Here is a 20,099-nt window from a genome sequence, read left to right as displayed (position 1 = left end):
ATCACCAATATAAAATTAAGTAAAGACTATTTACAATTAAAATACTTTATTTAGCATCTAAAAGAGATTTCCACTTTTCACTGTTTCCACCGACAACGCATTTACCATCAACTCTCATAGATAATCGTTTTTTGCAGCGGAAAACTTCCTCTTCCATTAATTCTTTTGGAATAGATAAAACAGTTTCTTTAATTGCATTATCAAATTCATCATTACTACTTCTATAGTGATAAAAAGACCATTTCCCTTCTTTCTTCTCGTATATGAGACCAGCATTTTTGAGAATTCTTAAATGCTTTGAAATGTTATATTGATTTTCCTCTAATACATCAATTATCTCAGAAACACTTATTTTAGAATCAATTGAAAGAAGTAACCAAATAATCTTTAATCTAGTTAAATCCGACAAAGCCTTAAAAATTATAGTATAACGCTCCCAAGGATTTATCTCTACGTTTTCCATTCATTACCACCTTACTAAATAATATGCATAAAAATGCATATGTAAAATTATAGAAATATAAAATTTATCTGTCAACTCTAATCATCAAAAATCAATTTATAGTCAACCTATCACCTTATTACATGTTAGTTTAATAAAAAATATTGCTTATTACATAAGTTTCAGTTTTTATTTCTCCTAAATAGGTAACTAATGGTTTACATCAATAAATTTATCCGATACACTCATAAGTAAATAAATACACAAACAAATTAAGGAGCAAATAAAATGCCAGGAAAATTCATAATAAAAAAGACACCAAAAGGATTCTTTAGATTCTCCCTAGCTGCGGCAAATTCCATGACAATTCTAACAAGCAAAAATTATGCAACAAAAGCAAATTGTATCGCCGGTATTGAAACAATTAAAAAGAATTCAAATAGTGAAATCGAAGACCAAACATTACAAAAACCTATCGAAAAAAAATGTCCAAAATTTGAAATCTATTTAGATAAGGCAAATTTATTTAGGTACAGAATGATTGCAGCTAATGGAATGAATGTAGCAATTTCTGAAGATGGATACTCTTCTAAAAATGGATGCATTAATGGAATAAAAGCAATTTCTAGAGCAGTTGACAATGCACAAATAGATGATAATCTTTTAAAAAAATAATTCAAAAATAAAATATAGAACTATAAAATATTCGAGAAAATTATCTCGAATATTTTTTTCTACATATCAACTGTTTTTCTCTTGTATATACCTAATCTTTTATATTCTCATAATTGTTAGATAAATTTATTTCCCCTAACTTTCACATATAGTAAATTAAAATTTCAAAATAATAATTTGCAATATTTACTGCAACTAATTAACCTTAGAAAAAAGTACTAGGGATTGCATTAAATAATTCAATTAAACTAATTTTTTGATAATTATTGAAAAAAAGATATTTATTGATATATGATAAATTACATATTATACTAATAGTCCACCCTTAAAATGGTGGGGAGGTAAAAAATTAACAAGCTAATAATAAAAAAGCAAATTGGAACTACAATAGCTATATTATTATTAATATTTTTAGTTTCACAAGTTGCTCCAGTATTTACACAAAAATACAAGAAAAGTTCAATTTTCAATCAAGAATTTGTGTTGGGCACTGTTATAGAAATTCTAGACGATAAGACAGAGGAAGATCCCTTTGTTGCAAATCGTTATAGAGGAAATCAAACTTTTAAAGTTCTAATTGAAGAAGGTAGCCAAAAAGGTAAAACCTTTACAATAACTCACACCTTAAGTTCAGTAAGAAGTGCTTACGCCTATGAAGGATTGAAAGCTATATTTACAGTTCGAACAGATTCAAATGGGAAAATCGTTGTTTGGTTATATAATTATAAAAGAGAAGCTGGTGTTTATTTCTTAGCTCTATTACTTATTGTCGTTGTTTTACTAATTGGAAAAAAAGAAGGGTTAAATAGCTTGTTAGCTTTAGCCTTTACTGCCTCAATTTTACTGTATGTTGTTGTACCTGGAATGTGGAGCCCTCATCCAATCTTAGTTGCAATTATAAGTTCTATTGTAATTTGTGGAGTTAGCTATTTATTAATTGCAGGTCTTTCAAGAAAAGCATTAATTGCATCTTTGGGGACTTTATGTGGCATAACTCTTGCTGGTTTATTAAGCTATATTATGGGAAGAGTACTAAACCTCTCTGGTGTAGATATGGAAAAAGGTGAAGCCTTATTATATTTAGCACAAGATAGAGGATTTAAAATTAAAAATTTATTATTTGTTTCTATATTATTTTCATCTCTAGGAGCAACAATGGATATTGCAATATCAATAGCAAGTAGTTGTGAGCAAATAATAATTGCTAATCCTAATATCGAAAAACCTGATTTATTTAAATCACTATTAGCCGTTGGAAAAGATATCATAGGGACTATGACTAATACTTTAGTTTTAGCCTTTTGTGGAGCATCATTGCCTCTCGCAATGATGATATGGGGATATGATATGTCCTATCGGCAATTTATAAACATTCCATTAATTGTTATAAATATTCTTCAAGCTCTTTGCGGCTCAATTGGAATGGTATCAAGTGTGTTATTCACGGCAATATGTGCAATATTGCTTAATTTCAGGAGGAAAAAATGAAAAAAACAAAATTCAGATTTGTTTTATTGTTGACCCTTTCGTTGTCTCTATTATTTAGTTGTACAACGAAAAAACCTGTAGTAACAGAGGAAGTTGCCACAGTCCAAAAATTTAATTATGTTCGTGAAGGCGAAGTAGTTAAAGGTGAGCCAACGGATCAAGACACAATTACTATTGCAGTTGCTGCAACTAGTGATGTTCATGGACGTATTTATCCTTATGAATACGCTATCGATGCAGAAGATAATGATGCTGGATTCTCTATGACTTATCCATTCATTAAGGATTTGAGAGAGGAATATCCAAATGCATTGGTAATTGATGTTGGTGATACTGTTCAAGACAATAGTGCAGAATTATTCAACGATATGGATGTGCACCCAATGGTAGAATGTTTAAATATGATGGACTATGATGTCTGGGTCCCAGGTAACCATGAATTCAACTTTGGACTTCCTTTCTTAGAAAGAAACTTCGAAGCATTTGAAGGAAGAGTTGTTTGTGCAAATATCAAAAATGTTGCTGATGGAAGTGATTATTTATTACCTTACCAAATATTCAATATTGAAGGTGTTAAAGTTGCTGTAATTGGTGGAGTTGCACCTCATGTACCTCAATGGGAAGCTTCTGCTCCAGAACACTTTCAAGGCTTAGATTTTATCTCTCCATTACAAGCTACTGTTGATGTTGTAAATGAGATTAAAGATCAAGTAGATGTTATTATTGCTGCAATGCATATTTCTAGAAATGGTCAATATGAAGAAGAAAATATCAGTGGTGTTTTCCAATTAGCTGAACAAATCCCTGAATTAGACTTAATTATAGCTGGCCATGAACATGCAACATATTGTGAAAAAGTTAATGACACTTATGTATTAGAACCTGGTTGTTATGGTAACAAAGTTTCTATCGGTAAAATCGACTTAGAAAAAGTTGATGGCGAATGGGAAATTGTTAATATAGAAGCACAAAATGACGTAACTAAAGGTGAAGAACCAGCTCAAGAAATCTTAGATGAATTTGAATGGGTTCACAAAAAGAGTGTTGAAAATGCAAATACTGTAATTGGTACTATTACTGAAGATTTCTTACCAGAAGGTGTTGACTATATAACTGGAGAAGATGATGTAACTACAATGCCTAGAACTCAAATTGAAGATACAGCTGTAATAGATTTAATTAATACAGTTCAAATGAAATATGCTAATGCTGAAATTTCATCTGCTGCATTATTTAATTTTGGATCTACTCTTAAAAAAGGTGACTTCAAGAAAAAAGATGTTGCATTTATCTACAAATATAATAACACTCTAATGGGTGTAAACATCACAGGTAAGAATTTACTAGATTATATGGAATGGAGCGTAAGTTACTATAATACATATAAAGATGGTGATGTAACAATATCATTTAATCCTAATGTTAGAGGATATAATTATGATATGTTTGCTGGCATAGATTATACAGTGGATATTAGTAAAGAAGCTGGCAATAGAATAGTTAATCCTACAATTAATGGTGAGCCTATCGATCCAAATAAAGTTTACAAATTAGCTGTAAACAATTATAGATTTGGTACTCTAAAAACTAACGGTTGGGTAACCGATGACGATATTTACTATGATAGCTATAACGAAGACCAATTAAATTCTGAAGTTAGAGCTTTAATTGCTAAATATGTTGAAGAAGAATTAGATGGTAAATTAAGCCCTATCTGCGATAATAACTGGAAGTTAATTGGAATGGGAGATTCCTTTAACAAAGAAGAAGTTATTGAAATGATTAGAAATGGAGAAATTATAATTCCTTCATCTGAAGATGGAAGAACATTAAATGTTAAAGCTGTTAATATTTATGATCTTTAATTTAATTAATCATATCTAAATTGTATTTATTTTAGGTAAGATTTTAAACAAAAAAAGCCTCCAAAGTTTCTCAAAAATTATTTTGTCTACTTTGGAGGTTCTTATATAAATTATTACGATACATTAAGTTCTATTTCATTTTATCTAATAAAACCTTAACATCTTCAATATCTCTTGTCCTTTCAAACAATGGTGCCTTATTTTTTTCATATGCAACTAAATTATCTTCAAAAGAAGTAGTACGATCTTTATTAATAAACAATACTCCTAAAGGGTATTTGTCTGTCTCTAAAGCTTTCTTAAAGGCTCCCTCTTGATCATATGGATCGTAATTCTCATCTAAGTAATAACTATTTTCTTTAAACCATTTAAAACTATTTATCTTATTAAAAGAGACACAAGGTTGGAAAATATCTACAATAGCATAGCCTTTATGTAATATAGCTTTTTTAATAATTTCTTTAGTTTTATCTTTATCACCACTAAAAGCACGTGCAACGAAAGAAGCTCCTAAAGAAATTGCAACTGCCATAGGATTAAATGGCTCATTAGTAACTCCAAAAATTTGTAATGTTGTTTTCATTCCCTTTTGAGTAGTTGGAGAAGCTTGACCTTTTGTAAGCCCATAAATCATATTGTTATGTACTATATTAGTCAAATTTACATTTCTTCGAATTGTATGAATAAAATGATTACCACCTTCCCCATACATATCACCTTCTCCACTTTCAGCAACTATTGTCAAATTTGGATTTGAAGCTTTAATTGCGGTTGCAACTGGTAAAGCTCTTCCATGAAGTCCATTAAAAAAATTAGTATTAATATATTGTGGCATTTTTGCAGCTTGACCAATTCCTGATACCATTACAATATTTTCATTTTCAAGAGAAAGTTCATCAAAAGCCATTTTAATTGTTTCTAAAATTGAGAAATTTCCACATCCAGGGCACCAGGCTATATCTTGATTTTTTATAGTAAATTTATTATTCATTCGTTATCTCCTGCTAATTTATTGATCTTTTCGACCAATTCTTCTAGATAAAAATGCATTCCGTTGTATTTCAATATTTTCTTCTTAATTTGAATACCGGTATAAATTGTTAAAAGCTTCGAAAATTGTGCAGTCGCATTATTTTCAATAATAATAATATTCTTAGCTTTCTCTAAGTAAGGTTTTACATTTTTACTAATTGGATATACTTGTTCAAAATGAAGATAAGCAATCTTATTATTATCAATTTGAGCCAAGGCATCATTTATTACATTATAAGTTGATCCCCAACCAATAACTAAAGTTTCATAATCTTTATCGCCAATAAAAGTTGGCTCAATCACATCTTCTTTCATTTGTTCGAGTTTTTTAAGCCTTTTGTCAGTCATAGTAACACGAACATCCAAATCTTCTGTGATTCTTCCCTCTTCATCGTGTTCATCACTATCAACACGAACTAAACCTTTTCCAAAACCAGGAATACCTCTCTTTGAAAGTCCACTATCATTAACTTCATATCGTTTATATTCTTTTTCTGTTTTGATAATATGATTTTCAATTTTAACATCAAGATCAAGTTTTTTGGTGTTGTAGAAAGTATCTAAAAAATACTGATCGGAGAGAATAATAACAGGGGATTGGTATTTATCTGCTAAATTAAAAGCTTCTGCTGTTATTTTTATAGCACTTTCAATACTCTTTGGTGCTAAAATTATTCTTGGAAATTCACCATGTCCTGAATAAAGGGCGACTTCAAGATCACCTTGCTCTGTTCTAGTTGGTAACCCTGTTCCTGGACCAGGTCTTTGAGCTAAATGTATTACAGTTGGAGTCTCTAAAATTCCTGAAAGACTAATTCCTTCACCCATAAGGGCAAAGCCTCCACCGGAAGTTGTAACTAAGGCTCTAGCTCCTGCATACCAAGCTCCAATTGACATATTAACTGCAGAAATCTCATCTTCTGCTTGTTCAACGACTATTTCCATCTCCTTTGAATGTTCAGATAAAAAAGTTAACACACCAGTTCCAGGTGACATTGGATAAGAAGAAATAAAATTACAACCTCCCATTAATGCACCAAATCCAATAGCATCATTGCCATTTAAAAAATAATCATCTTTTATTTCTAAATTACGTTTTATATCTATTTTTATAACTGAAGTATCATATAAATACTTTCCTAATTCATAACCTTTTTTGGCAGCTTTGATATTATCACTAATAATCTCTTTACTTTTTGTTTTGAATTTATTTTCGATATATTCATTTAATATATCTAAACTATTATTGAAAAGAGCTAAAATAGCACCACAAGCAACAATATTTTCATAAATTTTATTTCCAATTTCTTTAGCAGTTTTTGTGAAAGGAATATCGATTATCTCATATCGATCATCTTTAAACAATTCTTTATCTCCAAGTATTACTGTACTTTTTGACAATCTATTAGAAACATGATCAATAGCTTGATTATCTAGGGGAATTAGAATATCAATTTTATGTTTCATGGATTTAACGTTTTTATTAGAAACTCTGATGATTGTTGAGTTACTTCCTCCCCTAACTCTAGACATATACTCTTTTGTGGAAAATACATTATATCCACTCTTTTTTAAAACATGAACTAAAATTAATTCTATTGTTTTAATACCTTGTCCAGCTTTACCACACAAAACAATAGAAACATCTTCTGTAAATAAGCTATTCTTTTTACTCATACACACCTCTCAGAATGAAATATTCATTCTAAACCTTTTGTTAATTTAGCACACTTAATAAGGTTATCCTTATTCTGCCACTAAAAACTGAAATAACTATTATTTGTTATTTCTATTCCTCTATTTTAATTAAATAGATTTCATTTTAAACATTAACTTTTCAATCTATTTCATATTCTATTTTAAGGTAAGCACTATGGAGCAATATATTCTAGAAGAAGTATTTAAGTGAAATTATTCACCTAAATATGTTAGGAGTAATATTTAATATTTAATCCATCATCATCTAAAAATTCTCAATATTTTATGAGCAAGTTATCTAATAATGCAATTGATGTTACATTATTTTGAGTAAAATCTTTTAAATTTTTATTGTTTATCAAAACTTTATATGAAATTCAACAATGCGATATAAACAATTCTGTTTAAACCTAAAATTCTTTTTAATTTGTTTTTGTTAATACCACTAAAATTCTTAAAAAATAAAGCTTATTAATTATTTTATAAACTGTAACCGTCCTTTGATAAAATACATTTAAAAAAAATTTATTTTTCTAAGTAAAGTATCTAACACTTCAATAATACACTTCTTTTTGATTTTTCTCAATTAAAAAGCAAAACGTAGAAAATAAATTAGTGATTTCGGTAATTTAAATTTCTCTTAAAACTTTTAAATTATTTTCTCACGTGATAGTAATTAATTTATATAAGTCCAATGACTTTCCACCAAAGTGTCTCAACAACAACAGTTATAAAATACACAACAGCGATTAAAGGAATACCTAGTTTTACTGTTTCTTTTTGAGAATACATCCCATTTGATTCTCCTTGCCCAACTAAAATATTCATATGGTGAAAGGGAAGAATATAATGACTTGCAATTACAGTATAAGCCCAAAGAACGATGACTAATGAATTTATATTTACAGTAGAGGTATAAGCTAAAAGAGCTGGAATAGAGACTCCCATTGAAGATAAAACACTTCCTAAAAGCAAGTGAACAACTAAAGTGAAAGTTGTAACAACTATAGCGAGTAGAAAAATATTCATAGGTATTGTTTCAAAAAGTATTTTATCTGCCACATATGCATTCATACCGGTTTCTGCACCGACTTTCCCTATTGCTGTTGCAGAAGTAATAAAAATTAATACTGCTATTGGAACTTGTTTAAAATGTTTAGCTTCAATAACTTTACCAAAAATTGGAAAGCTCATTAACATTGCAATAAGAAAAGTGATCCAACCTATATCAATTCCATGAATAAAATCAGAAGACCAAGCTAATATTGATATACATAACCAAATCATCAAATATTTATCTTTTTTAGAAAAAGCCCCTAATCGTTTGTATTCGTTTTCAATAGCTTCAACATTAAAATTAAGAGTTTTTTTAGGAGTAAAAATTTTTAGAAATACCAACAAGGTTAAAATACTTGAAATAAAAGCTGGTAACCCCATTACCTTAAACCAACCTAACCACGATAAATTATACCCGGCATATGTTAAAGCTAAAGGGCTAGTAACACTTGCCCCTGTTAAAAATATTAACGAAATTGGGACTGAAGAAGCAAATACAGCAAAACCTATTACAATAGCTTCCTTTTTCTCAATATTAGCACTTTTTATTACAACACTCATAACAGACATAATTAAAAAAGCTCTTGGCCAAGCATGAGGAATAAACAAACTTAATATAAAAGTTAAAGCAAATATTGAAATAATTAACGTCCTATAAGATCTAACATAATGCAATAGAAAAGAGTAAGCTATCCTTTGTGCTATTGAAGAAGATTTTACTGCCGCTGCAATTAAATATGCTCCTATTATTAAATACGTACTAGAGCTTGTCCAAGTCGAAAGTACTGTACTAGGTTCACTTACATCTAATACGATTAATAAAATTAAATATAATCCTGCAACATAACCGGTGTGAGCAACTTGAAAAACCCAAAAAATAACAGTCATTAAAGTCAACCCTAAGGCAAGTTGACCTTTTTCTTCTAACCCTTCTAAAGGGAGAAAGATGCAAAGTAACAAAATAAATAATCCAATAATTATTCCTAAAACTTGCATTTTAAATACTTGGTATTCTCTCTTCATTTTATTTTCCTTTAATTAAAATAACACTTGACAGCGTTAAAAAAAAACATCACAATTCAAATTGTTGCGTGCAACAATTTGGAGGATATTTATGTCAAAAACCATACTAGTAACTGGTGGGAGTCGAGGTATCGGAAGAGGTATTTCACTTGAACTCGCCGCTAGCGGATTTTCGGTAATTATAAATTATGCCGGCAATAAAGAAGCTGCTTTAGAAACAAAAGCCCTTTGTGAAAAAGTAGCTATTAATGAAAATCAACAATTTTTCATCATTCAAGCAGACATCTCTAATGAACAACAACAAGATGAACTAATTAAGCAAGCCTTTGCTTGTACTTCTTCACTTGATGGTCTTGTAAATAATGCAGGAGTAGCTCCAAATGAACGAAAAGAACTGTTACAAATGAGCACAGACTCTTTTGATAGATTGATGCATATAAATCTAAGAGGCCCTTTCTTTCTTACACAAAAGATAGTTAATCGTTGGAAAGAAACATCTTCTTTAAAAGGCAAAACTATAGTTTTTATAACATCAGTTTCTGCATCAATGATATCCACTAATCGTGGTGAATATTGTATAAGTAAAGCGGGATTAAGTATGGCAGCTTCTTTATTCGCTACTAGACTTGCTTCTGAAGAAGCCTTAGTCTATGAAGTTCGTCCAGGTATTATCAAAACTGATATGACCTCAAATGTAAAATCAAAATACGATTCACTTTTAGAAGAGGGCTTAGTACCACAGATGAGATGGGGAACACCTAAAGATATTGGAAAAACAGTGAGCACCCTCTTTGAAGGTACTCTACCATTTTCTAGTGGTACTATTATCGGTGTTGATGGAGGCCTTGCCTTACCTAGACTATAAAATTAAAATATTTATCTATCTTACCTCATTATGAGTTAAGATAGGTTTTTTCTTTAAATTCTCGCCAAACTTTTTCAAACCAAAAACTTTCAGATGGAACTTTCCTACATGGTACCCAAGTAGAAATAAGTTCATTATCATTACTGAGAGAAATCATATGTACAAAACCTTTCAAAGATTCATTTTCATCAATCATACGATAATTACTTAACCGCTGGTGAGGCAATTTACCCTCTTGAGAGACAACAAGGTAGGAACCTCTACTACCTCCTTTATTTTCTAAATACGTCTTTATAGCGAATAAATACCATACTTGGGCTAATACCATGTGTCTTAATTTTAGAATTTTAGGAATATATACATCGGGAATCCCTTGTAAATGTGAAATAAAATCTTGCTGCTTCTTAGCTTGATCTAATGCACTTTTTACACTTTTATATTCTCTAATTGGTCCAGCATATTTAGACATTCTAAGTTGAAGGGAAGACAGTTGTTCATCAACTATTTTTTTTGCCTCAAAAAGATTTTTTTCTGGATTTGTCGTAAATTGTTGAACAATATTAACTATATGGTTTATCTGAGATTCACAATCTGCTAAATTAGGAGAAGGCATATCTCCATATCCAACTATTCTCGTTGCAGCCCTAAGTGCTCCAACTTGACCTGAATTCAAAGCACTCCCTCCAGGACGACTAACTCCATGACTTCCGTTAACTTCTCCAATTGGGTAAAGATGAGCTATATTTGTTGATTCCCACCAAATATCGGCACTCAAACCACCATTATTGTGTTGAGCACAAACATCAATTTCTAATGGCTCTCTCTCTAAATCAATATGGTTATTTTTATAAATATCAATTGCTAAATGATTTAAAGATTTCAGCCTATCAAATGGGGTATCAGCCCAAGAATCAGATTGATCTAAATACTCTTTAGCTACATCAGCTACACAATGTTTATTAAAAGGCCCCCATTCTTTTTGCCCTAATAAATTATTACGAAAATCAATAAAGACTCTTCTTCCTTTAACCTGGGTTTCCTGATAAATTAATAAATCAATTAACGAAGAGGCTTCATTAGGAATTTTAGCTGCATCAAAAGGCCATTGGTATCCTTTAAGAAAAACAGCCTTAGTAAGAGTTTTCCAAGATGAAAAATACGGTGATAAAAAATCAACAGGATTTTTTCCATCTTTATCAGTACTATAATAACAAGGAAGGACTTGCTGATAACTACCTGAAAGATTCCATCTAAATGATATACTAGAAATACCAAACTGAGATTCAGTCAAGTTTGAACACTCAGCCCCTATTTCCATTGCTAATCCAATGCTTCCAACATGAACCCTAGGATATACTGATGAGGCATATAGACCAGCTGGCCCACCTGTTCCAAGTACTACATGATTAGCAAGGACAACAAACAATCCATGATTAGGAGAATTTAATTTACTTTTATCTAAAATTATAGCTCCCATAATAGTATTTGTTTTATCTTTCAAAAGTCTTATAACATCACATTTATTCCAAATTGGTAAATTTCTTCTTTCAACTTCTTCATTCAAAACACGAACCATTTCTCTAGAAGTATATGGCCCTAAAGAAATACCTCTTGATGATGGATCATGGTCAGTTTTATACCCAACATATCCACCATATTTATTATGTGGAAAATTCATTCCTAAAGAAACTAAATTATAAAATGCACGAGAGGAATTTTGAGATTCAATAAACGCGATGTCACCATGTGTAGCTCCTCCTTTCATATATGATTCAACCATCAAATAAGGAGAATCTGGGATATTACTAGCATCTCCAAGACGATAGTAGGTTTGCTTATCACTGCCAGTATTACGGCTAGTACCGCCGTTACGATTATCAGTAACGATGAGCATGTTCTTACAGCCCATCCTATTTAGATGTATAGCACAAGAGAGAGAAGCAGCTCCTGTTCCAATAATAAGTACACCAATGCGATAAATAGGAAGTGATTGATTTTGAAATTTATATATTTCATTTGTCTCAATCATTTATATTGTTTCTCCTGCTATATAAGCCCCATCCAAAGCTTTTTGAATCGGTTCAGTAGAGCGATTAATTATATGAGATTCTAACCAAATTCCAGCGACCTCTCCTAACTGTAAGAGGGAAAACTCAATGGTATCAATTCTCTGTTCCATCAATTGAAGTATTGGAGAGTTATCGAATCCAGAAAGTGAAAATAAATCGGGGACAAGCCAATTGCGTCTTAAAGCCGCTTGATATAGTGAAACAGCCATAAGATCATTAAAACATAATACCCCATTATATTTTCGCTCTTTTATTATAGGGAGAACTTTTTTACTTAGCTCATCTATAGAATCGACAATAAAAACATCCCTATCCATATCGAAAGGGACATTATGTTTTTCACATCCTTTAAGAACTCCAATAGCACGTTGATTACTAACTGAAGGCAATTTACTAAAGCCCACAAAACAAGGTTTAAGCTCAGATTTTCTTTTCTGATACATCTTTTCAACTAACCGATTCATACCTATTGTATTATTAACTATTACGTAATTATTCTTAGGACTTGAACGGTTTAAAAGTATAAAAGGTAGACATCTATCTTCCAAAAGTTTTTCGAGATCAGGCGATGGTGTTGTAAATGCAAAAATACAACCATCCATATCTCCAAGCTTTTTAGAATCAAATATAGAAAGATCTCCATCATTTAAACCTGTTATTATGTTTACTCTAGTTTCACCAAAACCATTTTGGATACCTTCTATTAGTTCTGCAACATCATAAAAAAGATGAATATAGTTAAACTGTGTTTTAGGTAGAAAAAGACGTATATTTATAATAGCTCGCCTTTTTTGTCTCTTAATTGATCTTTTTTCATAGCCCATTTCTTCAGCTGTTTTCAAAATAAGATTAGTTTTTTCTTCACTAATTAGAGACGAATTATTTAAGACCCTAGAAATAGTGCTAGGACTAAGTCCTAGCTTCTCAGAAATATCATAAACAGTTACACGTTTTTTCATACCATTGTTCACCTATTTTTCACTACCAGGATAGATGATACATTTCACCTTTTCTTGTTTTATCATAAGTCTAGAGCAACCTGAACAAACTTTACAATAATCCACAATTTCATTGTTAGCCACTCTCTTAGGGAAAAGTGGATCTGCAAGAGTTTGACGTCCCCAACCTACAAAATCTGTATCACCACGTTGTAAATTTTCTTCAGCAAGAGAAATTCCTTCTTCCTTTAATACAGAATAAGCTGATCCAAAAACTTTTATATCATCTCCTACTAGAGCTTTAGCATGACGAGCATATCTAAATTGATGCAAATAAAAGTATTTAGAAGGATTCGTTGGTCGAGTTATTTCACTTGTTAATCCAGGAATACCTGCAGAAATATTTACATAATCGCATCCCAATTTTACCATGAGTTTAATCACTTCGTCCATCTCTGTTAAGTCTTCTAATGCATCATCTGCACCTCGAGTTCCACAACCACCTTTAATTCCTTCCCAATAACTAATTCTACTACCAATTATAAAATCTTTATTTTTCACACGACTTTTAATTTCTTTCACAGATTCAGTTAGAAATCTAGTTCTATTTTCAAAAGAACCACCCCATTTATCATCTCTTTGATTTCCAGGTCTAAGAAGTTCACAACCAAAATAACCGTGGCACATCTTGAAATCTACACCATCTGCACCAGCCTCTTCACTAAGTAAACTTGCTTCGACAAAAAGACGTTGAATTTCATCAATTTCTTCTGTTGTTAAAAGATGTTCATGTGGTGCTGGATCATATAGAGCTGTTGGACGGGAAAATCCTTTACCACTTTTTCTTCCAGAATGCGTAATTTGAAATAATATTAAAACATTTGGATCTGCTTTTTTCATTTCAGAAACAAGTTTTTTATATCCTGGTAGATTCTCTCTATTAATAATCATTTGATTTTTTCTAGCTAATGAATCTTCTTTCACAGATAGAGCTTCTATAACAATTACACCCCAATTCCCTTTAGCAAGTTTTGTATATCTTTCAATACAACGATCTGAAACTTTTCCACCAATAGAATCATTACCTTCCATAGGTTGAGCAACAAAGCGGTTTTGAGCAGTACGATTTCCTATTTTTTTAGGACTAAACAATATATTATTTGATTCAAGCATTATAAACTCCTTATTATTTGCGTGATATTGATTTTTTAAGTTGCTTCATGAGGGTTGGTCCAGAAAGTAAAAATACTACAACAATCAAGAAGAATAAGCTAATAGGTCTTTGAACGAATGTTGCCCAATTTCCTTCGGAAAGCATTAATGAACGTCTAAAATTACTTTCGAATAATGGACCTAAAATCATTCCTAAGATAATTGGAGGTATAGGAATAGAAATTTTTCTAAAAATAAATCCAACAAAACCACTTATAATTAATACCCAAATATCAAATATTGAATTACTAATAGCATAGCTACCAATTAATCCAAATACTAAGATAGCAGGAATAAGATATTTTTTAGGAAAGCTTATTAGTTTAGCGTATAATCTAGCACCCAATAATCCTAGAATACACATAAATACAACTGATAGAAGTAGACTTATGAATATTGAAGAAACAAAAGGCATTTGTTGTTGGAATAGTAAAGGGCCAGGTCTAAGACCTTGAATAATTAATCCACCCATCAAAACTGCGGTCATTGGATCGCCTGGTATACCTAAAGTTAACATTGGAATCAAAGCACCACCAGTACTAGCATTGTTAGCTGCTTCTGGAGCGGCAATACCTTCAATAACTCCTGTTCCAAGTAGTTCTTTTCTCTTACCTAAACGTTTTTCTTGTCCATAAGCAACTAAAGCAGCAATAGAACCACCTGCTGCAGGAAGAGCTCCTATTATAACACCAATAAATGAAGATCTTACAACTGTAGGGAAAATTCGTTTTATACTTTTAAAAGGAGGAACAATACTACTAATCTTTTGCACTATTGTAGCCTTATATTTGTCGCTTGAAATCTGAACAAGCATTTCGGATAGACCATACATACCTATCATAACTGGAATAGAATCAATTCCTTCTATAAGTTCGGCTCTTCCCATAATAAATCTAGGATAACCAGTAATTGGATCTAATCCAACAATACCAATTATTAATCCTATAACTCCCGCTAACAAACCTTTTACTGTAGAACCTGGAGAAATAATAGCTATAATACTTAAACCAATAAGAGTTATACCTACATATTCTTCAGCACTAAATTCTAATGCAATACTTGCTATTGCAGGTGCTGCAAACATTAGAACAAACACACTCAAAAACCCACCAATAGTTGAGCTAACAGTTGAAATTCCAATTGCTTCACCTGCCCTTCCTGCCTGACTCATGGGATAACCATCTAAACTAGTTGCAATTGCAGAGGGGGTTCCTGGAATGTTCATTAAAATCGCAGAAACAGATCCTCCATATACTGCACCTGTATAAAGGCCAAGCAAGAAAGCAAAAGAAATAAAAGGCGACATTCCAAAAGTAAAAGGAATGAAAACGGCGATTGTCATTGTTGTAGTTAAACCCGGTAATGCACCGAATATAATACCTACTAATACACCCAAAAAGGAGGCTAGTAACATAGCTGGGTTAGCAAAATATTGCAAGCCTGAAAGATATAAATCCATTGAAAATAGTTCCATGGTAAAAATCCTTTATATGTTAAATTAATATTCCCCTAGGAAAGGGAATTTCAAGAACCATCTTAAAGATGATATATACGATTGTGGTAAGCACTACTGTGATACCAAACATAAATACGGGTTTTCGATTTTCTTTCTCACTTAACAACCAAGTCATGCACGAAATGAAAATGAAACTAGCTGTAGCAAAACCCAAATTCTTCATAATAAAAGGATAAATCACTAATAATATAAAGGTAATCATAAACATAAAAAATGCTGATTTAGTTGCAAACCACACTTGCACTTTTTCAGTTTCTACTTGATCACGAATCGCACCTACAATCATCAAAATAGATAAAACACCCAAAAGAATAGAGAGCATCTTAGGATAAAATCCGGTATTTAGTGCAGCTATTCCACCCTCACGCGTAGGCATAAAACCTGCCATGATATAAAGGAATCCTGCTAAGGCGAAAAATATAATTCCGCTAAGGATATCCATATTTTTTTTTGTCATAAATCATCGCTCCAAAATTTATTTTATTACTTACTAAATATCGTCCTCAACAATTGTTGAGGACGGCATAAATTAAATATTTCTATCAAAATTGATTTTAATCATCAACAAACTCAATTCCTAATTCATTTACTAAGAAATCTAATTGATCTTCAGCATCAGAAATAACTTTAGCGAAATCCTCGCTGTTTAAATATACGGGTTGATAACCAGCACTAATTAAGAATTCACGGATTTCAGGATCGGCCATTGCTTTTCCAATAGCTTCATCAAGAATTTTAATTTTTTCTGGATCTGTGCCTTTAGGTGCTACAAAACCACTATAATTTCCCATTACTACATCAATGCCAAGTTCTTTTAAAGTTGGTACATCTGGATAAGATGGGTGACGTTCTGCAGAAGCAATAGCTAAAAGTCTCAAATCACCTGAATCAATATGAGCTGATACATCAGGAAGTGGAATATTTGTCATATCCACATGTCCACCTAACAGTGCAGTTACAGCTTCAGCGTAAGCTGAGTAAGGAATATGATTTACTTCAATTCCTGCAATTGCTTCAAAATATGATGCATAGATGTGAGCACTAGCACCTGAACCTGAGTTTGAGTTTTTTAACTTACCAGGATTAGCTTTAGCGTAGTCAATTAAATCTTGCAATGTTTCAAAAGGACTATCAGCATTAACTGTAACAGTTGCTGGGATAGTAATAACTTGGCTGATTAAATCAACATTATGAATATCTGGGTAAACAGGAGATACATATTGTGCAGAAACAGTAGACATAGATGTTGTTCCAATTACATAACCATCTTTATCAGCTTTTTCAATTTCTAATGATCCTACTACTCCACCACCACCAGGTTTATTCTCTACCACAAATGGGACGCCAAATTGCTTTTCTAAATGACTAGCTACTGGACGAGTCAATACGTCAGTCATACCACCTACAGACCAAGGGATGATAACACGAACGTTACGTGATGGATACGATTCACTTGACTCTTCTTCAACACCCTGTGCAAATACTGGGAAAGCAAGCATAAGAGCAATAGTAAAAACTAATATTTTCTTCATTGACTTCTCCTCCTCCGGAGTGTGCTAATGGTACATAGCACTATAAAAAATTTGTTGCATGCAACTTTAAATTGCATATCACTAAGTTTATCCTATATCGGTAATCTGTCAAGAACTTTTTTTAAAAGTTATTAAAATCGCAAAATTTGATAGTAAAAACTCTTAAAAAAAAATTTTAAATTAACTCTACTTTTTTCAAAGCAAATTTTTAATTTAATTTATGCATTTTTTTCTAAGTTAATTGCTATATAGTTTACTATGTTTTATATTTTATATTAAATAATAAAATAATTTTAAAATTATATACTATAAGATTTTAAATTAAAAAAATTAATCTATTATAATATAATTGATAAAATAATTTATTCAAAGAAGATTAAAAAAATAAAGAGAAAACAAGCAATAAATATTTCTATTTTTTGCACTTTGAAAGTCAAATATAACCACTAGATTGAGCAGTAAAAAAAAATTTGAATTTTTATCTTAAACCAGATAAATTTTTGACAATAACTAAAAACAAAATTTATTTTTTTTAGAAAGTTAACTTCTTCTTTCAATTTCTCTTGCAATACAATCATTACAATATTATCCTAAAAAAGGAGGATATTTATGAATGAATTATTTGAAAAATATAACGATTTAGATCCTGATTCAAGTGAAGCAAAAATTGAAAAAACAGCACAGGATTTAGAGAGAAGAAATTACATGCCAACACTTCTTTTAGATATAAAAGACTTTTTTCACTTTAATAAAGAAAAAATGTTGAAAGAATATGAAAGAGTTATGTCTCTTTCTTCTGACAGTAAAGAAATAAAAAGTGTTATTGGCCTTAAAGATCCACAAGAGATTAAAATAGTACATCTTACATCATTATTAAATCAATATAAACTTTTATGTAGCCTAAGAGAGGGAGAAGCAACTGCTTGGGATACGATAAATGAACTTTACGAAGATGACTAAATTTTAATTCTAATTTATAAAAAATAGCTCATCTATATATTAAAAATTTTAGGAACTAAATAAGTTTACTAGTTAAAAATAATATCTTAGATTAATTTTATAAATTAGCATCTCTATATTAAAAAAGGGATTTTAGTTATTAACTAAATCCCCTATCACTATTATAATATTTATTTTAATTTTTCTACTGAGTCAAAGTATCTACAAATTCAACATTTTCTATAGCTGATACTTCATCAATAACCTTATCAATAAGTTTAGAATTTTTTACTTTTACTGTAATAAAAGCTTTTGTTAATTTATTAGCTTTATTCATTTCCATATCAACAATTGTCATTTTATTATTATCAAAAATATCCGAAATAATTTTTATAGTACCTTTTTTTCTAAATTCAGTATAAAAAATGACTCTTGTAAATTTTTGTAAATATTTATGTTCAAATTTGCTTAATAAAAGTTCAACAAATAACACTGCTAATGTTGCAGCGATACCACCTTCATAATACCCCGCACCTAAACACAATCCAATAATAGCAGTTGTCCAAAGACCTGCTGCGGTTGTTAATCCTTTTACATCTTTTCTCTTAGTAATAATAATTGTACCAGCACCAATAAAACCCATACCAGCTATTACTTGTGCACCAAGTCTTGCTAAGTCAGTATACATATTTAATTCTAAATAAATATATTGAGAAGTTAAGGTTGTAAGAGCTGATCCTACACAAATTAAAATGTGTGTTCTAAAACCTGCAGGCCTTCTTTTTGTTTCTCGCTCAAGACCAATTAATCCACCCATAACCATTGCAAGAAGCAATCTTACCACAATTGATAATATATTAAATTGTCTTAAATAATCTAACCAAACCATTTATTTCGCTCCTAAATTTCTACAACGTTACAGATTTCATCAAATTCTGAAAGTGCCATTATAATCTCTGAATGTTTACGACCTTTATTACTTAAATTCATATAAAAATTAGCACCTATCAATGTTCTTTGATCGCTAAAATTATTAATTACATCTACTTCAAAAATAGAAATATCTAAAGATTTAATTAACTCTATTACATGTTTCATTGATTTAATTGATCTAAATTCAATATAAACATTCATATTTTTTGATTTTAATAAAATACTATCTTCAATACTGGGAAGAAGAAATAAACAGATCAAAATTATTAAAAAACCTATTATCGCACCTTCATAAAAACCTGCACCTAAGGCTAAACCCATACAACCAGAGGCCCACAGACCTGCAGCAGTAGTCATTCCTTTAATCTTTTTATTACCTGATAAGATAATAGTACCAGCACCTAAAAAACCAATACCATTAATGACTTGAGCCCCATAACGACTTAAATCTAGTCCAATTCCAAGTTGTTGGTAAGTATCATTCCACAATGTATTTACCATTAAAAATTCAAATTGGGCTAATGTCATTGTCAATACAGCACCTATACTTACAAGCATATAAGTACGAATACCTGCTGGCCTTTGTTTAATGTTTCTAGAAAAACCTAAAAATCCACTAAAGATTATTCCTAAAAACAATCGAACACAAAGTGATAATAAATTAATTTCTCTCAATGTTCCTAAATCTAACATTCAAACCCCTCTATTCATTTATCAGAGAATTATATCTCAATATTGTAATAAAATAAAGGATAAATTTTTTTTAAAACTAAAAGATTTTTGCTATGAAAATAATATATCTCTCATATTAAGCTA

At 30.8% G+C, this 20,099-nt stretch carries 17 protein-coding genes; 5 read left to right on the top strand and 12 right to left on the bottom strand.

Annotated elements, in window-relative coordinates; translation table 11 throughout:
- Nucleotides 1–46: 46 nt before the first annotated feature.
- A complete protein-coding gene (locus ACZ5SO_RS00370; RefSeq protein WP_464625988.1) occupies nt 47–463 on the bottom strand; it encodes an ArsR/SmtB family transcription factor in 417 nt (138 codons plus the stop codon).
- Between the two features lie 267 nt (nt 464–730).
- Between ACZ5SO_RS00370 and ACZ5SO_RS00365 the strand changes: the two genes are divergently transcribed.
- The 3 genes from ACZ5SO_RS00365 (at nt 731) to ACZ5SO_RS00355 (ending at nt 4,470) form a co-directional block, all read left to right on the top strand.
- The gene (locus ACZ5SO_RS00365; RefSeq protein WP_464625986.1) at nt 731–1,117 is read left to right on the top strand and encodes a YegP family protein; all 387 of its coding nucleotides are present in this window, start codon (nt 731–733) and stop codon (nt 1,115–1,117) included.
- Between the two features lie 483 nt (nt 1,118–1,600).
- On the top strand, nt 1,601–2,605 hold the full coding sequence (locus ACZ5SO_RS00360; protein WP_464625984.1) for a YibE/F family protein: 1,005 nt from the start codon (nt 1,601–1,603) through the stop codon (nt 2,603–2,605).
- A complete protein-coding gene (locus ACZ5SO_RS00355; RefSeq protein ID WP_464625983.1) occupies nt 2,602–4,470 on the top strand; it encodes a bifunctional metallophosphatase/5'-nucleotidase in 1,869 nt (622 codons plus the stop codon). The genes ACZ5SO_RS00360 and ACZ5SO_RS00355 overlap by 4 nt, the downstream gene beginning before the upstream one ends.
- Before the next feature lie 130 nt (nt 4,471–4,600).
- Here the strand turns inward: ACZ5SO_RS00355 and ACZ5SO_RS00350 are convergent, their stop codons facing one another.
- From ACZ5SO_RS00350 to ACZ5SO_RS00340, 3 genes are all read right to left on the bottom strand, one after another.
- Complete coding sequence (locus ACZ5SO_RS00350; RefSeq protein ID WP_464625982.1) at nt 4,601–5,461, bottom strand: thiamine pyrophosphate-dependent enzyme; 861 nt, start codon at nt 5,459–5,461, stop codon at nt 4,601–4,603.
- Nucleotides 5,458–7,179 (bottom strand): 2-oxoacid:acceptor oxidoreductase subunit alpha, encoded by a 1,722-nt coding sequence (locus tag ACZ5SO_RS00345; protein ID WP_464625981.1) that lies wholly within the window; start codon nt 7,177–7,179, stop codon nt 5,458–5,460. Before ACZ5SO_RS00345 ends, ACZ5SO_RS00350 begins: the two co-directional genes overlap by 4 nt.
- Nucleotides 7,180–7,881: 702 nt before the next feature.
- Nucleotides 7,882–9,279, bottom strand: a complete 1,398-nt coding sequence (locus ACZ5SO_RS00340) for an SLC13 family permease (RefSeq protein ID WP_464625980.1) — start codon at nt 9,277–9,279, stop codon at nt 7,882–7,884.
- A 91-nt stretch (nt 9,280–9,370) separates the two neighbouring features.
- Between ACZ5SO_RS00340 and ACZ5SO_RS00335 the strand changes: the two genes are divergently transcribed.
- The gene (locus ACZ5SO_RS00335; protein ID WP_464625979.1) at nt 9,371–10,144 is read left to right on the top strand and encodes a 3-ketoacyl-ACP reductase; all 774 of its coding nucleotides are present in this window, start codon (nt 9,371–9,373) and stop codon (nt 10,142–10,144) included.
- A 28-nt stretch (nt 10,145–10,172) separates the two neighbouring features.
- On the opposite strand, the gene ACZ5SO_RS00330 is transcribed toward ACZ5SO_RS00335, so the two are convergent.
- From ACZ5SO_RS00330 to ACZ5SO_RS00305, 6 genes are all read right to left on the bottom strand, one after another.
- Nucleotides 10,173–12,173 carry an FAD-binding protein gene (locus ACZ5SO_RS00330; protein ID WP_464625978.1) on the bottom strand — a complete coding sequence of 667 codons (2,001 nt, stop codon included), beginning with the start codon at nt 12,171–12,173 and terminating at the stop codon, nt 10,173–10,175.
- Nucleotides 12,174–13,172 (bottom strand): LacI family DNA-binding transcriptional regulator, encoded by a 999-nt coding sequence (locus ACZ5SO_RS00325; protein ID WP_464625976.1) that lies wholly within the window; start codon nt 13,170–13,172, stop codon nt 12,174–12,176.
- 12 nt (nt 13,173–13,184) lie between these two features.
- Complete coding sequence (locus tag ACZ5SO_RS00320) at nt 13,185–14,324, bottom strand: NADH:flavin oxidoreductase (RefSeq protein WP_464625975.1); 1,140 nt, start codon at nt 14,322–14,324, stop codon at nt 13,185–13,187.
- 13 nt (nt 14,325–14,337) lie between these two features.
- Complete coding sequence (locus tag ACZ5SO_RS00315) at nt 14,338–15,837, bottom strand: tripartite tricarboxylate transporter permease (RefSeq protein WP_464625973.1); 1,500 nt, start codon at nt 15,835–15,837, stop codon at nt 14,338–14,340.
- Nucleotides 15,838–15,856: 19 nt separating this feature from the next.
- Nucleotides 15,857–16,336 (bottom strand): tripartite tricarboxylate transporter TctB family protein, encoded by a 480-nt coding sequence (locus tag ACZ5SO_RS00310; RefSeq protein ID WP_464625971.1) that lies wholly within the window; start codon nt 16,334–16,336, stop codon nt 15,857–15,859.
- Nucleotides 16,337–16,433: 97 nt separating this feature from the next.
- A complete protein-coding gene (locus tag ACZ5SO_RS00305; RefSeq protein ID WP_464625969.1) occupies nt 16,434–17,411 on the bottom strand; it encodes a tripartite tricarboxylate transporter substrate binding protein in 978 nt (325 codons plus the stop codon).
- A gap of 609 nt (nt 17,412–18,020) precedes the next feature.
- On the opposite strand from ACZ5SO_RS00305, the gene ACZ5SO_RS00300 reads away from it, so the two are divergent.
- On the top strand, nt 18,021–18,371 hold the full coding sequence (locus ACZ5SO_RS00300; protein ID WP_464625968.1) for a hypothetical protein: 351 nt from the start codon (nt 18,021–18,023) through the stop codon (nt 18,369–18,371).
- Between the two features lie 184 nt (nt 18,372–18,555).
- Here the strand turns inward: ACZ5SO_RS00300 and ACZ5SO_RS00295 are convergent, their stop codons facing one another.
- Together ACZ5SO_RS00295 and ACZ5SO_RS00290 are read right to left on the bottom strand one after the other, a co-directional pair.
- Nucleotides 18,556–19,239 (bottom strand): MgtC/SapB family protein, encoded by a 684-nt coding sequence (locus tag ACZ5SO_RS00295; RefSeq protein WP_464625967.1) that lies wholly within the window; start codon nt 19,237–19,239, stop codon nt 18,556–18,558.
- Nucleotides 19,240–19,250: 11 nt separating this feature from the next.
- Nucleotides 19,251–19,976 (bottom strand): MgtC/SapB family protein, encoded by a 726-nt coding sequence (locus tag ACZ5SO_RS00290; protein WP_464625966.1) that lies wholly within the window; start codon nt 19,974–19,976, stop codon nt 19,251–19,253.
- Nucleotides 19,977–20,099 lie beyond the last annotated feature (123 nt).

The organism is Pleomorphochaeta naphthae (genome assembly GCF_055396005.1).
Note: the sequence above shows the minus strand (reverse complement) of the source record. Positions and strands in the feature narration are given on the sequence as shown.